The organism is Chryseolinea soli (genome assembly GCF_003589925.1).
Lineage (GTDB): Bacteria > Bacteroidota > Bacteroidia > Cytophagales > Cyclobacteriaceae > Chryseolinea > Chryseolinea soli.
This window is the reverse complement of sequence record NZ_CP032382.1, coordinates 381,121-400,071: the sequence shown is the minus strand read 5'-3', so window position 1 is coordinate 400,071 and position 18,951 is coordinate 381,121. Positions and strand designations below refer to the sequence as shown.

The following is an 18,951-nucleotide window of genomic DNA, read 5'->3' as shown; positions in this document are numbered from 1 at the left end:
CGGAGTCAATCACCTCCTTTCAAACTGATGAAGCATCACCATCGTGCAATTTGACGTTGACTTATGCCTTAAGTCGATGAAGGCCTGGTATTCCGGATCGTTGTAAAAATTATTCACGGCATCTTCCGATGGGAATTCAACGATGGCATTCATGGTTTTGGGTGTGCCCTCTAATGCTCTTGGGTTTGTTTCCATGGCAAGAAGTTTTGCGCCATGCTTTACGAGCAACGGCCCTACTTGAGGCGGATATTTACTAAACGTTTCAAAGTCGTGGATGTCGTAAGCGTTTACAATGTATACTGCCATTTTTTTGTATTGGTTACTTATGCTCTATTGATCAGGCCGATATAATTCAAAACGGTGGGAATGAGGATTTGTTCTTTGGTTTTTTAATTGTTTGAAACGCCTGGTTTGTTTTTGCCGCGCTTTGCGTTAGTTTTATTTCAGGAGCCATTTAGTTTTGAGCTAAATATCCTAAACCGATCTCCCTATACCTATAAAGGAATGATGAAACAGATATTTGAAGTTTTATTGACCATTGGGATTGGTCTAGCTTTTCCCCAGACTGCACTAGCGCAAACCTGCGAATGCCCCATAAAGGGAGGGCGTTTTAAAGATTTTAATGCGCAAAGTTCACATCATAGTCCTGAGTACAGCGCTGTAATTAATTCGCGTGACACCGACTCCGTTCGATCGATTTTAACGGGTAAAGTATTTAGAATTTTTACCTATAAATATGATAGTCAGATTAGCGTTTTAATCAAGGTCAACGACACCACCGTCGTTGCTTATAGAAGGCTTTTTAAAATATTCGTTAAGGAGGGCGACATTTTGGCGATTGGAGATAATTTTGGGTTGGCGGGTAAAAATGAAAAAGGGGAATTTGAAATTGAATTTTCGTATCACGAGAAGCTAAAATCAATCAACCAGGAATCGATTTTAAAATGCGAGAAGAGGTGAAGGAAGTGATAGGGATGGGTTGGAATAGTAAGGCGAAATGTGAGGAATAAAGGGTGCGAAACAGGAACAATATGAAAGCAGGAAAGTTTTTGGCGATTTTGTTTGTTATCACGCTAAGCATGTCTAATGCTAACGCTGAGAAGCTAAAGGTCTCCATCGAATATCAATTATTGGAAAAGGAAGTGGTATTTACCATCCAATACCTAAATCCTTCCTCGGATACGCTCGTTTTCTGGATTCAAAATTGGCGATTAGCAATATTGAAGGACCTGAAGGCAAAACTCAGGGGCTTTCCTTATATGAGCAAGCATGTAAATTTTATGGTTTTTTCGGAAAAATCGATCAATCCAATGGAGCAGCTTTCGGGTGAAGAATACTATTCGTCTATTGAAGGCGAGATGGATGGTGTCTGCATGAAAAAACTTGTCCCGAAGGATACTTTTGTAGTGGAAGTAGTCTCGAGAAACCAAGACTTAATCAACTTTATTAAAAAACAGTCCTTTAAGATTACTTTGCTTGTAAGCTGCGCAAAGATAGCCGACCTTAAAAAAAATGGCTCGTTCAGTGAGGGCCTATGCTTTGATTCCAGTCTGGCGAAAATAGAGGATATTCCGATCCCGGGAGATGGATCTAATGACTTCCGCACTTGGAATTTTGGATTTTCAGACCGGGTGGTCGATCCACCGGTCCTGTATCACAATTTTGGTGAGGGATTTAATTTATATATGATTGCACAAGTGCCTTTGCGTAAATAGATAATTGAATAACCCTGGAGAGTCAAATTTTTGGTTATGCATTTTGTCCTTGTCACTTCACAATGTCCGTGATTCCCAAATACTCCAGAGAAGAGAGCCCCATCCCAGCAACCCCAGCAACGATAAAAAGCAAAGGCAATATTCTAAGTTGAAGGATGGAGTGAATTTCCACTTCAGTAGGATTTTCAGGATCATAGATCACCCGGAGTTTCGCGCCCTCGCGTTTTTTGGGATTGTATCCTACACTCAGCTCCTCCGTGATCCATTCTTGTTTATCGGTAAGAAAACGGACCACGGGATAGTAAAGTCCGCTGCCGCCCTCCAGGTAGGTTTTGAAATTGTTTCTAAAGACGACCGCCGTTGCCGTCTTTCCATTTTTCACCAAATGATTTCCGTCTTGCCAGAGCTTCGCGCCAACAATGAGGAGAACAGAAGATAGAATGACGATAAATAACTCGAAATCCAAAATCGAAGGCATTAACAGTGGTCATCCACCCCGGCGATTTGCAGTTCAAAGATCTAAATTCTTTGACGGAGCCTTTTAAAGATACGAAATAGCTAGTGTGTTACACAGCGTTGATATTTATATATACGACATGCGTGGATTTTTACGTCCAAAGATTAGTAGCGTTGACTTATGCCCTAAGTTGAATGAAGGCCTGATATTCCGGATTTTAAAATATAAACCTAAACTCCAACCGTCTCGACCTTTGCGCTGTCCTTTACAAGCCGCTGATACTTCGCTCTGATCACAACCGTCCCCGCCATATAATCATGTATGGCTTTTCTTTTACGATTCGTCAGCAAAACCAGGAATTCGCTATACATCCAGATATTCGTACAAACAGACAGAAAAAAGGAGAACTTCGGATAAACTCCCGAAATGGCCTGACTGCGTTTCATGAGATTTGACGCGTAATAAACGTCGTTGGGAACCTGGTAAATGGAAATTATCGTCACTACGGCAGTGATCAACGTGAGGGCGAGCATCACCACATGTCTCGTCACGGCCTCGTCCCAGCCAACATCCTCCCCGTTTTCTTTTACGATCTTCAATCCTAGCGCTAGCTTTCCAGGACTGCCGCCCCACTGCTTCACGCAATAAACATGGAAGAACAGGACAAAGGCAAGATTCGGCAGCACGAACGCGTAGTACAATATCTTGCTCACGCTTAAAAAATAAAGGCTAAGACTGGCCACAGGTATAATCACCAGGAAGTCGAGAGCGAAAGAACCTAACCTGATCCAAAAGCCTCCATAAATTTCTTTGGGCGACAACGGTGTTTGCTCAATAGTGGACATGGGGCGAATGGCTTCTTAGCGGTTAAATTTTCGAGGAATGTTTTGTGGCCGTCAACTTACGGTATCGTATTTATGATCTCTAAGACCTCCAAAGTAACGAACACCAAACCCATCACGCCAAGCGCAGCGAAAATTCGGGGGAGTATTTCGAGCATAAAGGTAGAGTCGATCTGTACCTCGGTTGGATTTTCGGGGTCGTAGATCACCTGGAGTTTTGTTCCTTCGGGTTTTTTGGGGTTGGTTCCAAAGTTGAGCTCCTGTGTGATCCATTCTTGCTTGTCGGTGAGAAAACGAACCACGGGATAATACACGCCGCCGTTGTCGGAGGCTTCAAAATTATTCGAGAAAACAACAGCCTGCGCCTTCTTTCCATGTTTTAGTAAATGACTTCCCTTTTGCCAGAAATAGACCCCCATAATAAGAAGAACCGTGGAGACGAAAAGAATTATCAATTCAGGTGACACTGCTACAGTTTTTAACAATGAATTACCAATACGAACAAGGGTCGCTCAAAAATGTCGAAAGATTATGCAAGACGCAAGGGTTGCTTCTTAAAAACGTGAACTCACCCGGCTGATGCCAGAAACGATCATGATGGGAAAGTTTGACGCAGGCAAAGAGAGACCGGGATTTTACGCCCAAGGATTAATAACGCCCAAAACAGCTAAAACAACAAACACAACCCCCGTCACGGCGAGTGCTATGAAAAGCCGGGGCAGCACTCCCAGCATAAAAACAGAGTAGATTTCAACATCGGTTGGATCTTCGGGGTCGTAGATGACCTGGAGTTTTTTTCCTTCGCGTCTTTTGGGAAGATAGCCAGTGTCAAATTGATAGGTGATCCATTCTTGCTTGTCGGTGAGAAAACGAATCACGGGGTAGTACACGTCGCCGTCATAATAATTTGAGATGATGACAGCCTCGGCCCGCTTTCCATTTTTCAGGAAATGATTTCCTTTCCGCAAGAGGTATGTGCCAACAAGAAGACAGACCCCCGAGGATAAGAGGAGCAGATAGGCAACTTCAATGAACACCGTTAAAAATCTTTAAAGTCATCAAGAATGGTGAGGACATATCAGGTTTTGTAAAAATGGCAAAATATAATGCCGGGCGCAAGGAATGGACTAGGCCTCCTTAAAACTAAACTCCGTCCTGCTGCTAAACTCATCCCCAGGCAACAACGTCGTCGTAGGAAAATGCGAATGATTCGGCGTATCCGGAAAATGATGCGTCTCAATACACAACCCACCCCGGTGGTGATATTGCCTCTTATTTTTTCCATCAAACGCCTCCGCCAAAAAATTCCCTGCATAAAAATGAAATCCCGGCTCGGTGGTCTCAATGTCCATCCGCATACGCGAACGTGGCTCGATGACGGTCACGGCCGGTTTGAGGGCCTTCGTATGTTTTTTCTCCAACACAAAAAAGTGATCATATCCACTCGCTGCCCGAAGCTGACTGTGATCCGCATCGATTTGCTCGTCGATGAAACGGGCTTCCCTGAAGTCGAATGGCGTGCCACGCACAGACGCAATTTCTCCGGTAGGAACAAGTCTATTCGTTGCCGGCAGATACCAATCAGCATGGGCTTCTAATAAATGGCCGCCGATGTTTCCATGATCGTGACCACCCAGGTTAAAATAACTGTGCTGCGTCAGATTCACCAAAGTAGCGCGATCGGTGGTGGCAAAGAACTCAACACTCAAACGGTTGTCAGGATGCAGCGTATACTTCACACGCGTAGTCAGGTTGCCGGGAAAACCTTCTTCCAAATGGGCGCTCATGTATTGAAGCGTTATGCCCACTGTAGTGGCCGTGCTAAAAGTTTGCGCCTCCCACACCTTTTTCCCAAATCCAATATGACCTCCATGATGATGAAAGCCTCCGGCGGTCACCGCCAATTGATAATCCCTTCCTTCAATGGAAACCTTCCCCGTCTCGATGCGATTGGCTACGCGGCCTACCACACAACCCATATAGAACGGGTCATCGATATATTCCTGCAACGTGTCGTAGCCGAGCACAACGTCAACCGTCGTGCTGTTTGCTCGTGGCACCAGCAGCGATTGAATGATCGCCCCATAGTTGGTCACCCACACCTGGAAGCCGTCGGCGAGCGAAAGCTTGTAGAGCCAGATGGCTTTTCCGCCCACATCGCCCCAGTAGCTTTTTTCGATCGTGTGTCGTTGTGTGGGAGTTGCTGCGGGGGCGCTCATGAAAGGGTGAAGAGGTTGTTGCGTTTCAGTTCGTCGGCGATGATCTTTTCGAACACGTCGGTTTTTTCTTCGAGGCGTTTCAACAAGATCAATTGGTTGCTGGCGCGCACAAAGTTGTGGTCTTCATATTTGGCGCCGTAGTAGGCGTCGTTATTGCAATAGTCGGCCAGGAAACGGATGGCCTGCATGTAGATGAGAAACCATCCACTGTAGAGAATGAGTTCGCGTTCTTCGGGCATCAGTTCGTTGCCCATGCTGCTCACATAGCCGTGCACGATGGCGCGGAAGAAGTCGTCGCGCACTTCAATTTTGGTGAAGTCGGTTTCTTCTTCGTTGGCGGGCGAGAGGTAGGTGCGCATCATGTCGCCCACGTCGCTGATGAAATAGCCGGGCATCACCGTGTCGAGGTCGATGATGCAGAGGCCTTTGCCTTTTTCGTCGAACAACACGTTGCTGATCTTGGTGTCGTGGTGCATCACGCGGCGTTTGATGCGCTTGTTCAGGCGCACGGTCTCGAACTGCTCCACGATGTGCAGGTGTTTGCGCGCATCTTCAATGATGGCCTTGGCGCGCTTGATGCGTTTGGCGTTGCCGTATTTTGACGAGTCGTCAAACTGGTAATAGCGCAGCGTCAGGTTGTGGAAGTCGGGGATGGTGTCGTGCAGCTTGCCGGCGTCGAAGTTCGACAGCAGGCGCGCAAAGGTTCCGAACTGCAACGCGGCCTCATAGGCCTCGTCGGGACTGGACACGACGTTGATGGTGTGCGACCCTTTGATGTAGGGGAACATGCGGAAGTAGCCATCGTTTTTGTCATAGACCATGTCCTCGTTGCTCAGCGTCTTCACGGGCGCCACGAATAGATAGTCGGGATGGTGTTGGGCCAGGTATTCGTCTACGAGGCGAATGTTGGTGGCCACTTCATAGGGCTTCTTGAAAACAAAATGATTGATGCGCTGCAGGATATAATCCTGTCCCGCGCTGGTCACCTTCCAGGTCTTGTTGATGAGTCCGCTCACCAGGGGTTCCACCACACTTTGCTCATCGGCAATGCCATAGGCTCTCAGAATGGAATTGATCATGTTGTTTGCTGCCGAAAGATTAACGTCTTCATGTATGTATAAAAAGCCGGGGTTCTAGAATGATCTTGTTGAACTTCTCGTGCTGTTTTGCTGTGCGTGGCGCGTTCAGGATGTCGAGTAACATTTCTGTGGCGCGCTGTCCCTGCCGGTAAGGAAACTGTTCCACCGATGCCAGCGGCGGATTTTCCATGTAGCTCCACACGGGCAGGTTGGCAAAGCTCACAAAGCTAATGTCTTTGTTTATTTTAATATTCATTTTTCTCGCATACTGCATCGCGTCGAGTGCCACATAATCGTTGAAGGCGATCACGGCGCTGGGCCCGGGCTTGAGCGTGAGCAGGTGTTGCATGGCGCGGCAGGTGGCGTCAGCCGACAAGTCGCTATGCACCACAAACTGGTTGTTCATGGACACGTGCAAACTCTTGAGTGCGTTTTCATAGCCGCGCAAACGTTCGCGGGTAGCCAGCAGGTCTTTGGGACCGTTGATGAACGCGATCCGGGTGTGGCCGTTCTTCACCAGGAACTCGACGGCTTCCTGCATGGCGGCTTCCATTTTACACGTCACCGTGTTGGCTTCCTTCCGGTCGGGCACGCGGTCGAAGAACACGACGGGGATGTCGTATTTTTTCAGGTTATCAAAATGGGTAAAGTCTTTTGTGTTCTTGGCGATGGAAACCAGGATGCCGTCCACGCGGTGGTTCTTCATGGCTTCGACGATCTTTTTTTCGCGCTCGGTGTCGTCGTGGCTTTGGCCCATGAGCACGTTGTAGTTGTGCTCGCTGGCAAAGTCTTCGATGCCGCTGATGGCTTCCGAGAAAAAGGCTTCCGACAGGTGGGGGAGGATCACGCCGAGCGTGAGGGTCTTCCCCGATTTCAGGAAGAGCGCCGTTTGGTTGGGCTCATAGCCCAGCTCATCGGCTACCTCCTTCACGCGTTTGGTGGTGGCCGGACTAATGTCTTCGCTATTGTGTAAGGCTCGCGACACCGTCGAGATAGATAAATTTAACATCCGGGCAATTTCCTTGATGGTGGGGGCCTTCTTCATGGAAGCGTTGATTACGTTGGGGGGTAAGGAAAGGTGGTGTGCCCGTGTGTGTTTGGCGGTTCCCTCGTTCCTCGGGCCGGGCTATCCGTTTCAAGTCCGCCAGCCGCTGCCGTCCAGCGCGCTTCGGGCTTTCCACTTCTATCCCTAACCGAATAGAGGCACACAAACACGCGTTCTCATCGCCTTCGAAACACGCAATAACTTAAAGTTAATAAATCCCCCGCATGGTCAACGCTGCAACTCCGTAATTGAAGAAAAACTATGGCCCTTTTAGATCACCAAAATCGACTGCCATTTATGGGACAATGTTACGGCAATACCGAATTATTTTATCAACAAAAATCTAGCGAAACGTTTGCACGATTTTGATTCACAGGCAAAATGCCAGAAATCGAAAAGAAATTGAATAGAAATCGAATAGAAATACACCTATCTTACTCCTATGATGACCGTAGACCGCCGAAGATTTATCAAGCAAACGCTCATGGCCGGCGCCGCCCTCACCCTTAGTGCTGCCGACCTCAAAGCCTACGCCGAAGAAAAGAAAACCAAAGTACGCCTCGGCTTCATCGCCGTAGGCCTCCGCGGCCAAACCCACCTCCACGAAATGCTCAAGCGCACCGACGTGGAAATCATCGCGATGGCCGACCCCGACAAACAAATGATGGCCATGGCCCAGGCCCTGGTCGCCAAATACAACCGGAAAGCCCCGGTGGAATACACCAACGGCCCCAACGACTACAAAAATCTCCTCAAACGCGACGACATCGACGCCGTCTTCGTGGCCTCCCCCTGGGACTGGCACTTACCCCACGGTGTCGACGCCATGAACGCCGGCAAGATCGTGGCCATGGAAGTGTGCGGCGGCATGAAACTCCAGGACAGCTGGGACTTTGTGAACGCCTATGAAAAAACCAAGGTGCCCCTCATGGCCCTCGAAAATGTTTGCTACCGCCGCGACATCATGGCGGTGTTCAACATGGCGAAGAAAGGCCTCTTCGGCGAACTGCTCCACGTGCAGGGCGGCTACGAACACGACCTGCGCGAAGTGCTCTTCAACGGCGGCGCACCCCACACCGAAGGCGTCGAGTTTGGAGAGAAAGGATTTAGCGAAGCCAAGTGGAGAACACTGCAACACCAGGCTCGCAACGGAGAGTTGTATCCCACCCACGGCCTCGGCCCGGTGGCGAACATGATCGATATCAACCGCGGTAACCGGCTCACGCGTTTGTCGTCCATCGCCACCAAGTCGCGGGGCTTGCACCGCTTCATCGTCAACAATCCCAAAGGCGGCCCCAACCATCCCAACGCCAAGGCCACCTTCAAGTTGGGCGACATTGTGACCACCCAAATCCAAACCGCCAACGAAGAAACCATCCTGCTCACGCACGACACCTCGAGTCCGCGTCCCTACAACCTGGGCTTCCGCGTGCAAGGTACCAACGGCATCTGGCAAGACTTTAGCGCAGGCGAACCCGAGTCAGGCTTCATCCACTTCGAAGACAAGAGTCCCCACCACGAATGGGAGAACCCCAAGAAGTACATGGAAGAATACGACCACCCGCTCTGGAAAAAATACGAAACCAACGCCGCCGACAGCGGCCACGGCGGCATGGACTTCTTCGTCGACAACGCCTTCATCGAATGCATCAAACGCGACATCCCTTTCCCGCTAGACGTGTATGATTTGGCGACATGGTATGCCATCACACCACTGAGCGAAAAATCTATCGCAGAGAAAGGACAAGTGCAGGACATCCCCGACTTCACGAAAGGTGCGTGGAAGACGCGGAAGCCTGTGTTTGGGTTGGAGAGCGAGTATTGACAAAATACATTTCACCGCAAAGGCGCAAAGAGCGCAAAGTAAACGCAAAGAAATATAAACCTCCTTTGCGTCTTCTTTGCGTCCTTTGCGTCTTTGTGGTTTAAAATGAATTCAACGCCCGCGCAAAGGACAGCGCATTTCCTTTTTTTTGCCTTCTTTGCATCCTTCGAGCGGATTGGAGATTGAGGTTTCCTGGAACCAAAGCTTTGCCGGTTTAATGATCTCTCGCGACAGGCAAGGATTTGTCCCTGTCCTGCTTTGCCTTATGATGCCCTTATTTATATATTAGCATGGCGAGCCCCTACCGTTACACGTTGTGAGGCATTTAGCAAGAATTCAGCATGAACGAATTTCTCAGGAAGATCGGGTTAATCGACAGCTTTCAGATCGAGTTGCCCATGGATAAGTCCGACTTTGTAGAAACACTGATCGTAAACCTGGACGAACCGGGCCCCGGCTTTTTTGAAGCGTTCTCCACGAACAACAAGGCCTACAAAGGGACGGTGAAAAACGACGGATTCGAAATGAGACAAAAACGAAAACTCACTGCCAGAGCAACGTCGCTATCCATCCGTGGCAAATTTCAACAGGTCGGAAAGAACTTGATCGCAGAGGTCACGTTGAATGGTTTTCATTGGCTCATGATTCCGTACTACATTATTCTGCTGATCGTCTATTTTTTTGCTTTTGGCTTTTTCTTTTTCGCAAGCGCCGCGGAGGAATTCCGCATGATTGGATTGCTGTTTCTGTCAGTTCATGCCGCGCTTATGCTCGTAGTCCCTTATTTCCGTATAAGGCGGGGCATGCGCAAAACAAAATATGACCTTGAACGCGATCTGCATTTCATGATGAAAGATAAGTTTACATCAGGCAATTAATAAACCATGACCGCATTTCTCAAAAAAATCGGCTTGGCCGATAGCTTTCAAATGGAGCTCCCCATCGACAAGACCGACTTTGTCAACACCCTCGCCGCCAACCTGGACGAACCGGGATATAGTTTCTTTGAAGTGTTTTCGAGCAGCAAGAACCGGTACAAAGGAAAGATAAAAAATGACCGGTTCGAGATGGCCCGGAGAGTGCGTTTCTTTGAAACCAATTTCAACAACGCCAGAACAAACGGCAGCTTCAGCCAAACCGGCGACAAGTTGATCATCGACATCGAGGTGATTGGTTTTCATAATGTCATGATCCCATTTCTCATTTGTTTTGTCATCATCTACGGCATTGCCTTTTCTTCTTTTTTCCTTTCCGGAGGCCCCGGAAAAATGGATGTCATCGCCCTGCCATTTCTCATACTCCACGCAGCGTTCATGTTGGGCATACCCTACTTACTACTCCGCAGGAGCGTGCGGACGGCGAAGTATGAAATTGAACGCGATCTTTTTTTTATGATGCGCCACAGCCCAAGGATCATGTCCTGAACTTATAAACCCACACCAATGAAATTATCAACTATCCTTCTTCTAATATCGATTTGGCCGGGGTCGCTGCTTTGCGCACAAACCAAATTGACGAATGAAGAATTTAGCCGCCTGATCTGTAGAAAATGGACAATGACGGAGATGCAACTTGGCAGTATGAAAGTTCCGTCATCGGAACTTGGAGAAAACACCACAGCATTCGAAGCCAATGGAACCTACAAAGCAGTCGAGCAGGGCGAAGCCTACTCGGGAAAATGGACCTTTGATCCGGCCACCCAAACACTGACAACGAATGACAGGGATGGAATCGAAAAGTCCAAAGTTATTAAGTTAACTGAAAAAGAATTAGTCTTCGAGATGACCGATTCCGATGGGATTTGGAGAATGACGCTCAAATCACCCTAGACAAATAAGACCGCTGCTCACTCATCCGGGCTTTTCAAGCCTTCACCAACTTAAAAGCATGCGACCACTCATTCCGCAAGAATCCCGGAATGCACCACAACACACACAACGGTTCAATCGCCCGCGTGCCTTCAATGGCACCCATATCCACCGTCTCCCAGCCAAACAGGTCCAGGATCTCTTTGGCTTCCTTCTTTGCAGCTTCACTATTCCCAGCAATGAACATAGAAGGCTTGCCACCCGGCAAAACAGGATTCACCATCAACGTATTACCCACACTATTGAAGGCTTTCACAAAGTTTGCTGCCGGCGCGAGTCTTTGCAACCGCTCCATCAGCGACTCATCCAGGGTAGTGAAGCATTTCAAGACGCCGTTCACAGGAGGAGCGTCAGCGATGGGGTTGGTGGTGTCCAGCACGGTTTTGCCACTCAGTGCCTGCGCCACAGATTTCACCAACGGTTCGGCGCCGGTACCTTTCACGGCCAACACGATCAACTCCCCAAACCTGGCCGCCTCTTCAAAGCTCTCCACTTTGACGGCAGCGTGCTCGCTTTTAAAATCTGCAAGTTTTTTCGGGTCGCGTGTACCCAGCGTAACTTGAAATCCGTGTTTCAGAAATCCTTCCGCAAGCGACTGCGCCACTTCGCCAGAGCCGAGGATGCCGATTTTTTTTGAGTTCATAGAGAAAGGTTTATAATTGAGAAAATTGAATTTCTCTAGTGAAACTAGAAAGAAGGAGGATAAGTTTTGAAACGAGTATTAATTTTAGCTTATCTATTCGTCCGCACAGAACCAATAAGCCCAAAGGGCTTCCCTACCATAGCCCCCAGCGCAGCTGGGGGTAGATTGACGATTGACGACAACCCCAACGGGGTTACCTTAGGGGCACGTTTTTGGACGGAATCCCAAGAAATCATTGACGCGACACTTTCGGTTGCGTCAAAGTTCACCGCCCGAAAAGGTAACTCCTTCGGAGTTGTGACAATGCATTTCTTCACGCCCGGTTTACACCGGGCGCTATGGTAGGGAAGCCCTTTGGGCTTAAGTCATTTAGAACAAATATCGGTCATCGTAACGTATTTGATGCTCTTTTAATAGCCGCTTATATTCTTCTTCTAAAGACTCGGTGTTGTGGTGGACCTTTTGATTTAGAACATAGCGGACCAACGTGGATTTTTCGCGTAACGAATAGGTGAAAGCACTATAACCTTCTTGCCATCCATCAAAGAGCGGAAACTTGCCACTCTCTTTCATCCAGGCATTGCTGGCGATTTTTATCTCTTTGACAAAGTTGGCGAGTGAAATGGAGGGATTTAGGTCCGACAGAATGTGGATATGATCACCCACTCCGTTGATTTCATAAGGTATGGAATTCCTCTTTGCGATTACTCCGCCAATGTAGCGGTACAACTCTTGACAATGTTGTTCACTAATTGTTGGTTGTCGATTGATCGTGGCAAATACAATGTGATAGATTACGCGACGGTAGCTGCTCATGGAAACGGTTTTTAATGTAACAGGTAATAGCGTTTAGAGAACGAATACTCTGAATTGAAAAAACCGAAACGTACGACACTAAAAAAGTACAAAAATATTTTCAGACATGCAATGCTGACAAGATCAGCGTGCCGCCCATCATACGCTACGCTGCCTTTGTGGCCCGCGAGAGCAGATCGAACCTCTAGGGTGAAATCTACTTCCGATATGTGTAAAATGCAATTATCTTAAAACCGCGCATTGGTTTGCGGGAACAACCTCAGAAATTCGCGGTAGGGTCATACTATACCTGATCAATCAATCCGCCATCCGACTTAGCATGAGCTGAATATCGATAGAAAAAGTATGTGCTATTCTTTGTCTATAAACAAAGGGCGATTTTAAGTTGTCGCTATGTATAGGTCAGGCGTTGACGGAAGTAAATTTTCCTTGGTGCTGCCCTAGACCTTAAAAAATATCTTCTTCTTAAAAAGCCAATAACACATCCCCCACTCCAGCGCAAACAACACCAACGACGTGATGAATCCCATCAACAACACGGGCGTGTTTACGAAGCTCATCAGTCCGTTGGTGATGGCGCTGATGTAGCCGTTGAACCAGCGGCTGGCGACGATTTCCATGAAGAGGTAGATGAAGAGGGAGTTCATGCCCACGATGGTGAAGAATTGGAGGTGGTTGCGATGGCCTTTGATGTCGATCCACCAATAGAACAATGCCAATGCGAGCAGGCACCATCCGCCGGAGGCGAGCACGAATGAACTGGTGGCGATGCGTTTTATGATGGGGGTGATCGTGAAGTCCATCGCGAATCCCAGCACGAGTGCAACAACGCCTGCGGTAACAAGCCATTTCAATTTTTGTTCTTCAGATTTGTCCGAAAGCAATAATTTTCCGGCGATGGCGCCCCAGATGGTGTGGGCAGCGGTGGGCAAGCAATTGATGGCTACCCAGCCGCCGTCGTTTATTTTGTTCATCAACAGGAGGTCGACATAGTTGCCGAAGTTGTGTTGGTCGGTGAACGGTTGGTCGAAATTGGGCACGTTGGTGTAGCGATAGAGTATCTCCGTCAGCAACAACAATCCGAAACTGAACACCAGTTGTGCCGACATCGACCACCTAAAAATTAAAAATGCCACTAGTGTAGTGAACGAGAGTTGCGTGAGCACATCCCAAAGCTCGAACGCCAATCCTTCCTTGCGAACAGCATAGTCCAGGACGCCCCAGAAGAAGAGCCATGCTGACCGCTTCAATGTCTTTTTGAACGATTCGCTCCACGCCATGCCTTGTTGTTGCTGGCGGTGCAACGAATAGGCCAGTGCCGTGCCGGCCATGAACATAAAGCCGGGTTGGATGAGGTCCCAGAAGCGCAAGCCGTTCCAAGGGTGGTGGAAGAATTGAATAAACACGTGCGACAGTGCGGTGCCCTCGGTGGCTTCAAACAAATGTTCATAGAGGCCGATGCTTTCGCCCATGAGGAAAATCATGATCAAACCGCGCATGAAGTCGAGCGAAAGCAAGCGGGAAGGTGTCTGGGGCAAGGTCATTTATAGCGGGTATTTAGAATACGATGGTAAGCAGAAGTACAAGCTTCGACAAATCCCGGCAGTGTTAGCGAAACGTTTGCACTGCATTTTGTGGATAAATAGATCGATTGATTTCGATGTTCGCGCTGATCTTTACCTAACTTCAATTGACTGAAAATAAAAGTCCGTCATTTTGAATCACTCTAACCCTCATTTTAATGAAACATTTTACCCCTCAAAAATGGCTTTGGCTATTTTTTATGGTGGTGGCTACCGCTGCGTTTGCGCAGGAAAAAACCATCACTGGAAAAGTTACCGATGCTGACACGGGAGATGCATTACCCGGCGTAAACATTGTTATCAAGGGAAGCTCCGTCGGCACGACAGCCGATGCCGACGGTAAGTATTCGCTTGCAGTACCAGGCAACGATGCCGTGCTCGTCTTCAGCTTCATTGGCTTTCAAACTATTGAAATGCCGGTGGGAACGCAAACGGTGATCAACCCCTCCCTGGCTTCAGACACAAAAGCTTTGGAAGAAGTGGTTGTGGTGGGTTATGGAACCCAACGCAAAGTTGATCTCACCGGTGCGGTGGGATCGCTCCGTGCCTCAGACATTGACATTGGATCCAAACCCATCACCAGTCCCGACCAGCTTTTGGCTGGACGTGTAGCGGGGGTGCAAATCACCAACCGCAGCGGTGACCCCGGCGCCCCGATCGATGTGCGCATCCGCGGTGTGGGCACGGCCGGTGTGAACTCTCCCCTTTGGGTGATCGACGGTGTGCCGATCGTGCAAACGTCTAACATCACCGTAAACACATCCTCCACCACCGAATCGAACCCCTTGGCCGGCATCAACCCCGCCGACATTGAATCCATCGACGTGTTGAAGGATGCATCCGCTGCCGCCATCTATGGTGCGCGCGCTGCCAACGGTGTGATCATCGTTACCACAAAACGCGGTAAGGATGGCAAAGCCACATTAACGTATGATGGCTACACCGGTGCCGGCACGCCCTGGAAAAAACTCGATGTCCTCAACACGAATCAGTATATCGACATGCAGGCGCAACTGGATCCGGTCAATCGCGACTTTAGTAAATTCAAAGGCATGCCCGATGTGAACTGGCAAGACCAGGTGTTCCGCACTTCCAAGGTGCAGAGCCACAACATCGGCGTGAGCGGTGGCACACCCAACGCCAACTATTTTGTGGGCGTGGGCTACATGAATCAACAAGGCCTTGAATTGGGTCAGGGCTTCAAGCGCTACTCAATCAAAGCCAACACGGATGTGAAAGTGGGCGACCGTATTAAGATAGGGGAGTCCTTGCTGTTGAGTTCGGTCGATCGCATGATCCAGTCCGAAGACGCAATCTATGCGGCCTTCAACTCCGCGCTTAACCAACCCTTCTTTAAAGTATACGATCCCAAGGGACCCGGCGGCTACAATGCCGAAACGGTGGAGAATCGGGGTTCGGCAGGTAACAGTAACAACTATGTCATGCGCACCGATCCCACCTACAGCTACACGACGGTGTTGAGCCGTAAGGTGTTGGCCAACGTGTACGGTGAACTCGAGATCATCAAAGGATTGAAATACCGCATCAGCGGTGGTGTGGACTACAACGTGGGCGATGGTAACTTCTTCCAGGGCGATGTGGGCTTCAACGGCTTGCCCAAGTCATCGCTGCTCGTGCAAGAGCGGCCCATCGAAATGACCACGAACTTTAACAACACGCTGACCTATATAAAGAACTTTGGCAAACACGATCTCACCGTGCTGGTAGGTCATGAAGAAACCAACTTCCGCTATGACAAATTGCGTTTGCAAGGTAACGACCTCTTCAACACGGCGATCAAATTCGCATCGACCGGTGTGCAAGTGGCCGGCGCCAATGAAGCGGACCATTGGGCGTTGCGCGGCTATTTGGGACGGATCAACTATGCCTTCGCCGACAAATATCTGTTCACGTTCAACATTCGGAAAGACTTCTCTTCACGTTTTGCAGAGAGCAAGCGTTCACAAGCGTTCCCTTCGTTCTCGGCAGGATGGCGCATCAGCCAGGAAAACTTCTTCCCGAAAGGCGGCATCTTCGACGATGTGAAGATCCGTGCCGGTTGGGGACAATCCGGTAACCAATTCACCGGAACCAACTTCCCGTACCTCACCACCCTGCAACCCACTATATTCTATGTTGTGGGCACCGGAAATCAAACGGTGGTGCGCGGACCGGCCCCCATCAACCTGGCCAACCCCGATGTGAAATGGGAGACCGGTACACAGTTCGATATCGGTACCGACATCGCATTGCTGAGCGGCAAAGTAGATTTCACGTTCGACTACTATAATAAAACATCCAACGGCATCTTGCTGGGATTCCCGCTGCCATACACGTCCGGTTTCTTCCTTCCCACCGACAACAACATCGGCAAGATGGTGAACCGCGGCATCGAAGCGGCGGTGACCTACAATGGTCAAGTGGGCCAAATGAAATATAGCATAGGCGGTAACATCACCACGGTGCACAACGAAGTGCTCGACCTGGGAACCATTCCCGAGATCATCGCCGGTGTAGGTGGAGCTTCCACGCACCGCACGAAGGTGGGCGAGGCCATCGGTAGCTTCTACGGCTACAAGACCGACGGTATTTTTCAAAACCAGGCCGAAATCGACGCGGCTGTGCCCGACCGGATCTCTTCCGATCGCAAACCCGGCGACATCCGTTTCAAGGACGTGAACGGCGACGGCCAGATCGATGCCAACGATCGCACCAACCTGGGCAGCTACATCCCGAAATTTTATTACGGTATCAATGCCTCGGCGCGCTTCCACAACTTCGACTTCTCGTTGCTGCTGGCCGGTGTATCCGGACAAAAGGTATACAACCAGGCAAGATCGCAAGGCGAAGATCTGCGGAGCGCGACCAACTTCTATGCGTCGACATTGAACCACTGGACGGGTGAAGGTACGAGCAACTCCATGCCGCGTCTTTCTTTGAACGACGACAATCAGAACAACCGGTATTCCGATCGTTGGATCGAGAGCGGAAGCTTTATGCGGATCCGTAACATCCAGATCGGCTATGCCATTCCGGCTGTGCAACTGAAGAACTGGACCGGTGGCTTGATCACCCGTTTCCGCGTTTACGTTGCAGCGCAAAACCTGTACACCTTCACGAAGTACACAGGCTTCGATCCGGAAGTGACCCGTGGTCAGAGCTTCCAGAAAGGTGAAACACCGTTGGCTACCGGACAAGACGGTGGTAGCTCACCCCAGCCTCGCATCGTGCAATTCGGATGGCAGGTATCGTTCTAACCCCGTAAAGAAAAAAGTATGAAACCAATTAAAATACTATACCTGGTGGCGGCTTTCCTGATTTGTAACTCCTGTAACAATCTGGACTTAAAGCCCCTCGACAAATTGACGGCCGATGCGTATTACAAGACGGCGGCCGAGTTTGATGGTGCCATGTTTGCTGCCTACTCTTCGATCCAGGATTTCTGGGGAACGAGTACGGAAACCCTCGGTGAGTCGGGCGAGTTCTGGAAGATCACCGACGTGGTCACCGACGATGTGCGCGCCCAACCGGACGCCGACAACATCTCCAAGGATGCCGACAACCTCAACATCCGCGCCAGCGACAAACCTTTCGCAGCCATCTACACACAGCTGTACGAAGGCATCTATCGCGCCAACACGGTGCTGGAACACATCGACCTGGAGAACGATCTGACGGCCGACGAGAAGAAACTCTATACCAGCGAAGCAAAATTCCTGCGGGCCTTCTTTCACTTTGAAGCGTTAAAACTTTTCGGCACACCGCCCATCGTGACCAAAACGTTCAAGGACCTCACACAACTCTCGGTGCCTAATGCCACCAAGGATCAGCTGTTTGCACAGATCCTCGGCGATTTCAACGATGCGTTTGCCAACCTTCCCGAGGTATGGGGCGACGAGAACACGGGCCGTGCCACCAAGTGGGCTGCCATGGCCTACATCGGCAAAGTGAACATTTGGAAAGGCGATATGCCGGCCGCGATCACCGCGTTTGAAGATGTGATCAACAACGGCGTAGGCCATGCCGGTAAATACGGACTGATCGACACCGACGATCCTGCCAAAGACCTGGAAGATGTTTTTGCGTTCGACAACGAGAACAACAAAGAATCGATCTTCGAAGTACAATTTGGCGGACCACACTCCGACGACAACGTTTGGGTGTTTGATGATACCCACTCGGAAAGTTTCAAAGCATCGCAAGGAACAGGCCGTTCGATGTATTGGGATGCCGGGAACTACACCGCCGCGGAAACCGCTCCCGGTGGAAAGAACGGATGGTGGGTGCCCACGCAAGACCTGGTGGACCAATTTGAAACCGGCGACGCACGACTCAATGCCTTCATCTACCAGGACGGTGACACCTATTACATCTGGAACAGTGGTGTGGAATCGCTTCCTTACGATCCGCAATGGTCGGAGACGGGCTATGTGGTGAAAAAATATGCCGGCCAACGCAACTCCGTGGGTGGAGATTTCTCGGGCAACAACCAGGGTAACTTCAACAACGAGCGCACGTTCCGCTTTGCCGAATTGAAGCTGCTCTATGCTGAAGCCTTGCTGGCCCAAGGCCGTGCAGCAGAAGCCACCACCCAGATCAACGACATCCGTGACCGCGCAGGGCTTGCACCCCTAGGTGGCGTGGCAACACTGGCGGACCTGCAACACGAGAAACGCGTGGAGCTTTGCTTTGAAGGACATCGCTGGTATGACCTCGTACGCTGGGGCCTCGGTCCCACGATCTTCCCTACCGATTGGGACGACAAGTATGTTGTCTATCCTTTCCCGCAAAGCGAAATTGACCGTACCCGGGGAACTGCAGGCGAGATCAAGCAAAATCCCAACTACTAGGATACCCGG

Annotated in this window: 19 protein-coding genes; 8 read left to right on the top strand and 11 right to left on the bottom strand. The window is 49.7% G+C overall.

The window, feature by feature from the left end; translation table 11 throughout:
- Positions 1-9: 9 nt before the first annotated feature.
- Positions 10-306, bottom strand: coding sequence for a DUF1330 domain-containing protein (locus tag D4L85_RS01455; protein WP_119752647.1), 297 nt, complete (start codon positions 304-306; stop codon positions 10-12).
- A 198-nt stretch (positions 307-504) separates the two neighbouring features.
- Between D4L85_RS01455 and D4L85_RS01450 the strand changes: the two genes are divergently transcribed.
- Entirely contained in the window at positions 505-960 is a 456-nt protein-coding gene (locus D4L85_RS01450) for a hypothetical protein (RefSeq protein WP_160143475.1), read from the top strand.
- Positions 961-1,031: 71 nt separating this feature from the next.
- On the top strand, positions 1,032-1,715 hold the full coding sequence (locus D4L85_RS01445; protein ID WP_160143474.1) for a hypothetical protein: 684 nt from the start codon (positions 1,032-1,034) through the stop codon (positions 1,713-1,715).
- A gap of 52 nt (positions 1,716-1,767) precedes the next feature.
- On the opposite strand, the gene D4L85_RS01440 is transcribed toward D4L85_RS01445, so the two are convergent.
- From D4L85_RS01440 to D4L85_RS01410, 7 genes are all read right to left on the bottom strand, one after another.
- Positions 1,768-2,181: a DUF3592 domain-containing protein gene (locus D4L85_RS01440; RefSeq protein ID WP_160143473.1), complete on the bottom strand. Its 414-nt coding sequence runs from the start codon at positions 2,179-2,181 to the stop codon at positions 1,768-1,770.
- Positions 2,182-2,402: 221 nt separating this feature from the next.
- The gene (locus D4L85_RS01435) at positions 2,403-3,017 is read right to left on the bottom strand and encodes an RDD family protein (RefSeq protein ID WP_119752643.1); all 615 of its coding nucleotides are present in this window, start codon (positions 3,015-3,017) and stop codon (positions 2,403-2,405) included.
- 56 nt (positions 3,018-3,073) lie between these two features.
- Positions 3,074-3,481 (bottom strand): DUF3592 domain-containing protein, encoded by a 408-nt coding sequence (locus D4L85_RS01430; RefSeq protein WP_160143472.1) that lies wholly within the window; start codon positions 3,479-3,481, stop codon positions 3,074-3,076.
- A 168-nt stretch (positions 3,482-3,649) separates the two neighbouring features.
- Positions 3,650-4,051: a DUF3592 domain-containing protein gene (locus D4L85_RS01425; RefSeq protein ID WP_119752641.1), complete on the bottom strand. Its 402-nt coding sequence runs from the start codon at positions 4,049-4,051 to the stop codon at positions 3,650-3,652.
- 90 nt (positions 4,052-4,141) lie between these two features.
- Positions 4,142-5,233, bottom strand: a complete 1,092-nt coding sequence (locus D4L85_RS01420; RefSeq protein WP_119752640.1) for an aldose epimerase family protein — start codon at positions 5,231-5,233, stop codon at positions 4,142-4,144.
- Positions 5,230-6,312, bottom strand: coding sequence for a phosphotransferase enzyme family protein (locus D4L85_RS01415; RefSeq protein WP_119752639.1), 1,083 nt, complete (start codon positions 6,310-6,312; stop codon positions 5,230-5,232). Before D4L85_RS01415 ends, D4L85_RS01420 begins: the two co-directional genes overlap by 4 nt.
- A gap of 28 nt (positions 6,313-6,340) precedes the next feature.
- Positions 6,341-7,357: a LacI family DNA-binding transcriptional regulator gene (locus D4L85_RS01410; protein ID WP_119752638.1), complete on the bottom strand. Its 1,017-nt coding sequence runs from the start codon at positions 7,355-7,357 to the stop codon at positions 6,341-6,343.
- A 442-nt stretch (positions 7,358-7,799) separates the two neighbouring features.
- On the opposite strand from D4L85_RS01410, the gene D4L85_RS01405 reads away from it, so the two are divergent.
- The 4 genes from D4L85_RS01405 (at position 7,800) to D4L85_RS01390 (ending at position 11,011) form a co-directional block, all read left to right on the top strand.
- The gene (locus D4L85_RS01405; RefSeq protein ID WP_228450740.1) at positions 7,800-9,182 is read left to right on the top strand and encodes a Gfo/Idh/MocA family protein; all 1,383 of its coding nucleotides are present in this window, start codon (positions 7,800-7,802) and stop codon (positions 9,180-9,182) included.
- Positions 9,183-9,523: 341 nt separating this feature from the next.
- Positions 9,524-10,060: a hypothetical protein gene (locus tag D4L85_RS01400; RefSeq protein WP_119752637.1), complete on the top strand. Its 537-nt coding sequence runs from the start codon at positions 9,524-9,526 to the stop codon at positions 10,058-10,060.
- A gap of 6 nt (positions 10,061-10,066) precedes the next feature.
- On the top strand, positions 10,067-10,606 hold the full coding sequence (locus D4L85_RS01395; protein ID WP_119752636.1) for a hypothetical protein: 540 nt from the start codon (positions 10,067-10,069) through the stop codon (positions 10,604-10,606).
- Positions 10,607-10,624: 18 nt separating this feature from the next.
- Entirely contained in the window at positions 10,625-11,011 is a 387-nt protein-coding gene (locus D4L85_RS01390) for a hypothetical protein (protein WP_160143471.1), read from the top strand.
- Positions 11,012-11,045: 34 nt separating this feature from the next.
- Here the strand turns inward: D4L85_RS01390 and D4L85_RS01385 are convergent, their stop codons facing one another.
- The 3 genes from D4L85_RS01385 to D4L85_RS01375 all read right to left on the bottom strand — a co-directional run bounded on the left by D4L85_RS01385 (position 11,046) and on the right by D4L85_RS01375 (position 14,053).
- Positions 11,046-11,693, bottom strand: coding sequence for an NADPH-dependent F420 reductase (locus D4L85_RS01385; protein ID WP_119752634.1), 648 nt, complete (start codon positions 11,691-11,693; stop codon positions 11,046-11,048).
- Between the two features lie 369 nt (positions 11,694-12,062).
- Positions 12,063-12,509 carry a transposase gene (locus D4L85_RS01380; protein ID WP_119752633.1) on the bottom strand — a complete coding sequence of 149 codons (447 nt, stop codon included), beginning with the start codon at positions 12,507-12,509 and terminating at the stop codon, positions 12,063-12,065.
- Between the two features lie 440 nt (positions 12,510-12,949).
- Positions 12,950-14,053: an acyltransferase family protein gene (locus tag D4L85_RS01375; protein ID WP_174236140.1), complete on the bottom strand. Its 1,104-nt coding sequence runs from the start codon at positions 14,051-14,053 to the stop codon at positions 12,950-12,952.
- A 197-nt stretch (positions 14,054-14,250) separates the two neighbouring features.
- Here D4L85_RS01375 and D4L85_RS01370 point away from each other — a divergent pair, with 197 nt between their 5' ends.
- Both D4L85_RS01370 and D4L85_RS01365 read left to right on the top strand, forming a co-directional pair.
- Positions 14,251-17,349 (top strand): SusC/RagA family TonB-linked outer membrane protein, encoded by a 3,099-nt coding sequence (locus tag D4L85_RS01370; protein WP_119752632.1) that lies wholly within the window; start codon positions 14,251-14,253, stop codon positions 17,347-17,349.
- Positions 17,350-17,367: 18 nt separating this feature from the next.
- Entirely contained in the window at positions 17,368-18,942 is a 1,575-nt protein-coding gene (locus tag D4L85_RS01365; RefSeq protein ID WP_119752631.1) for a RagB/SusD family nutrient uptake outer membrane protein, read from the top strand.
- Positions 18,943-18,951 lie beyond the last annotated feature (9 nt).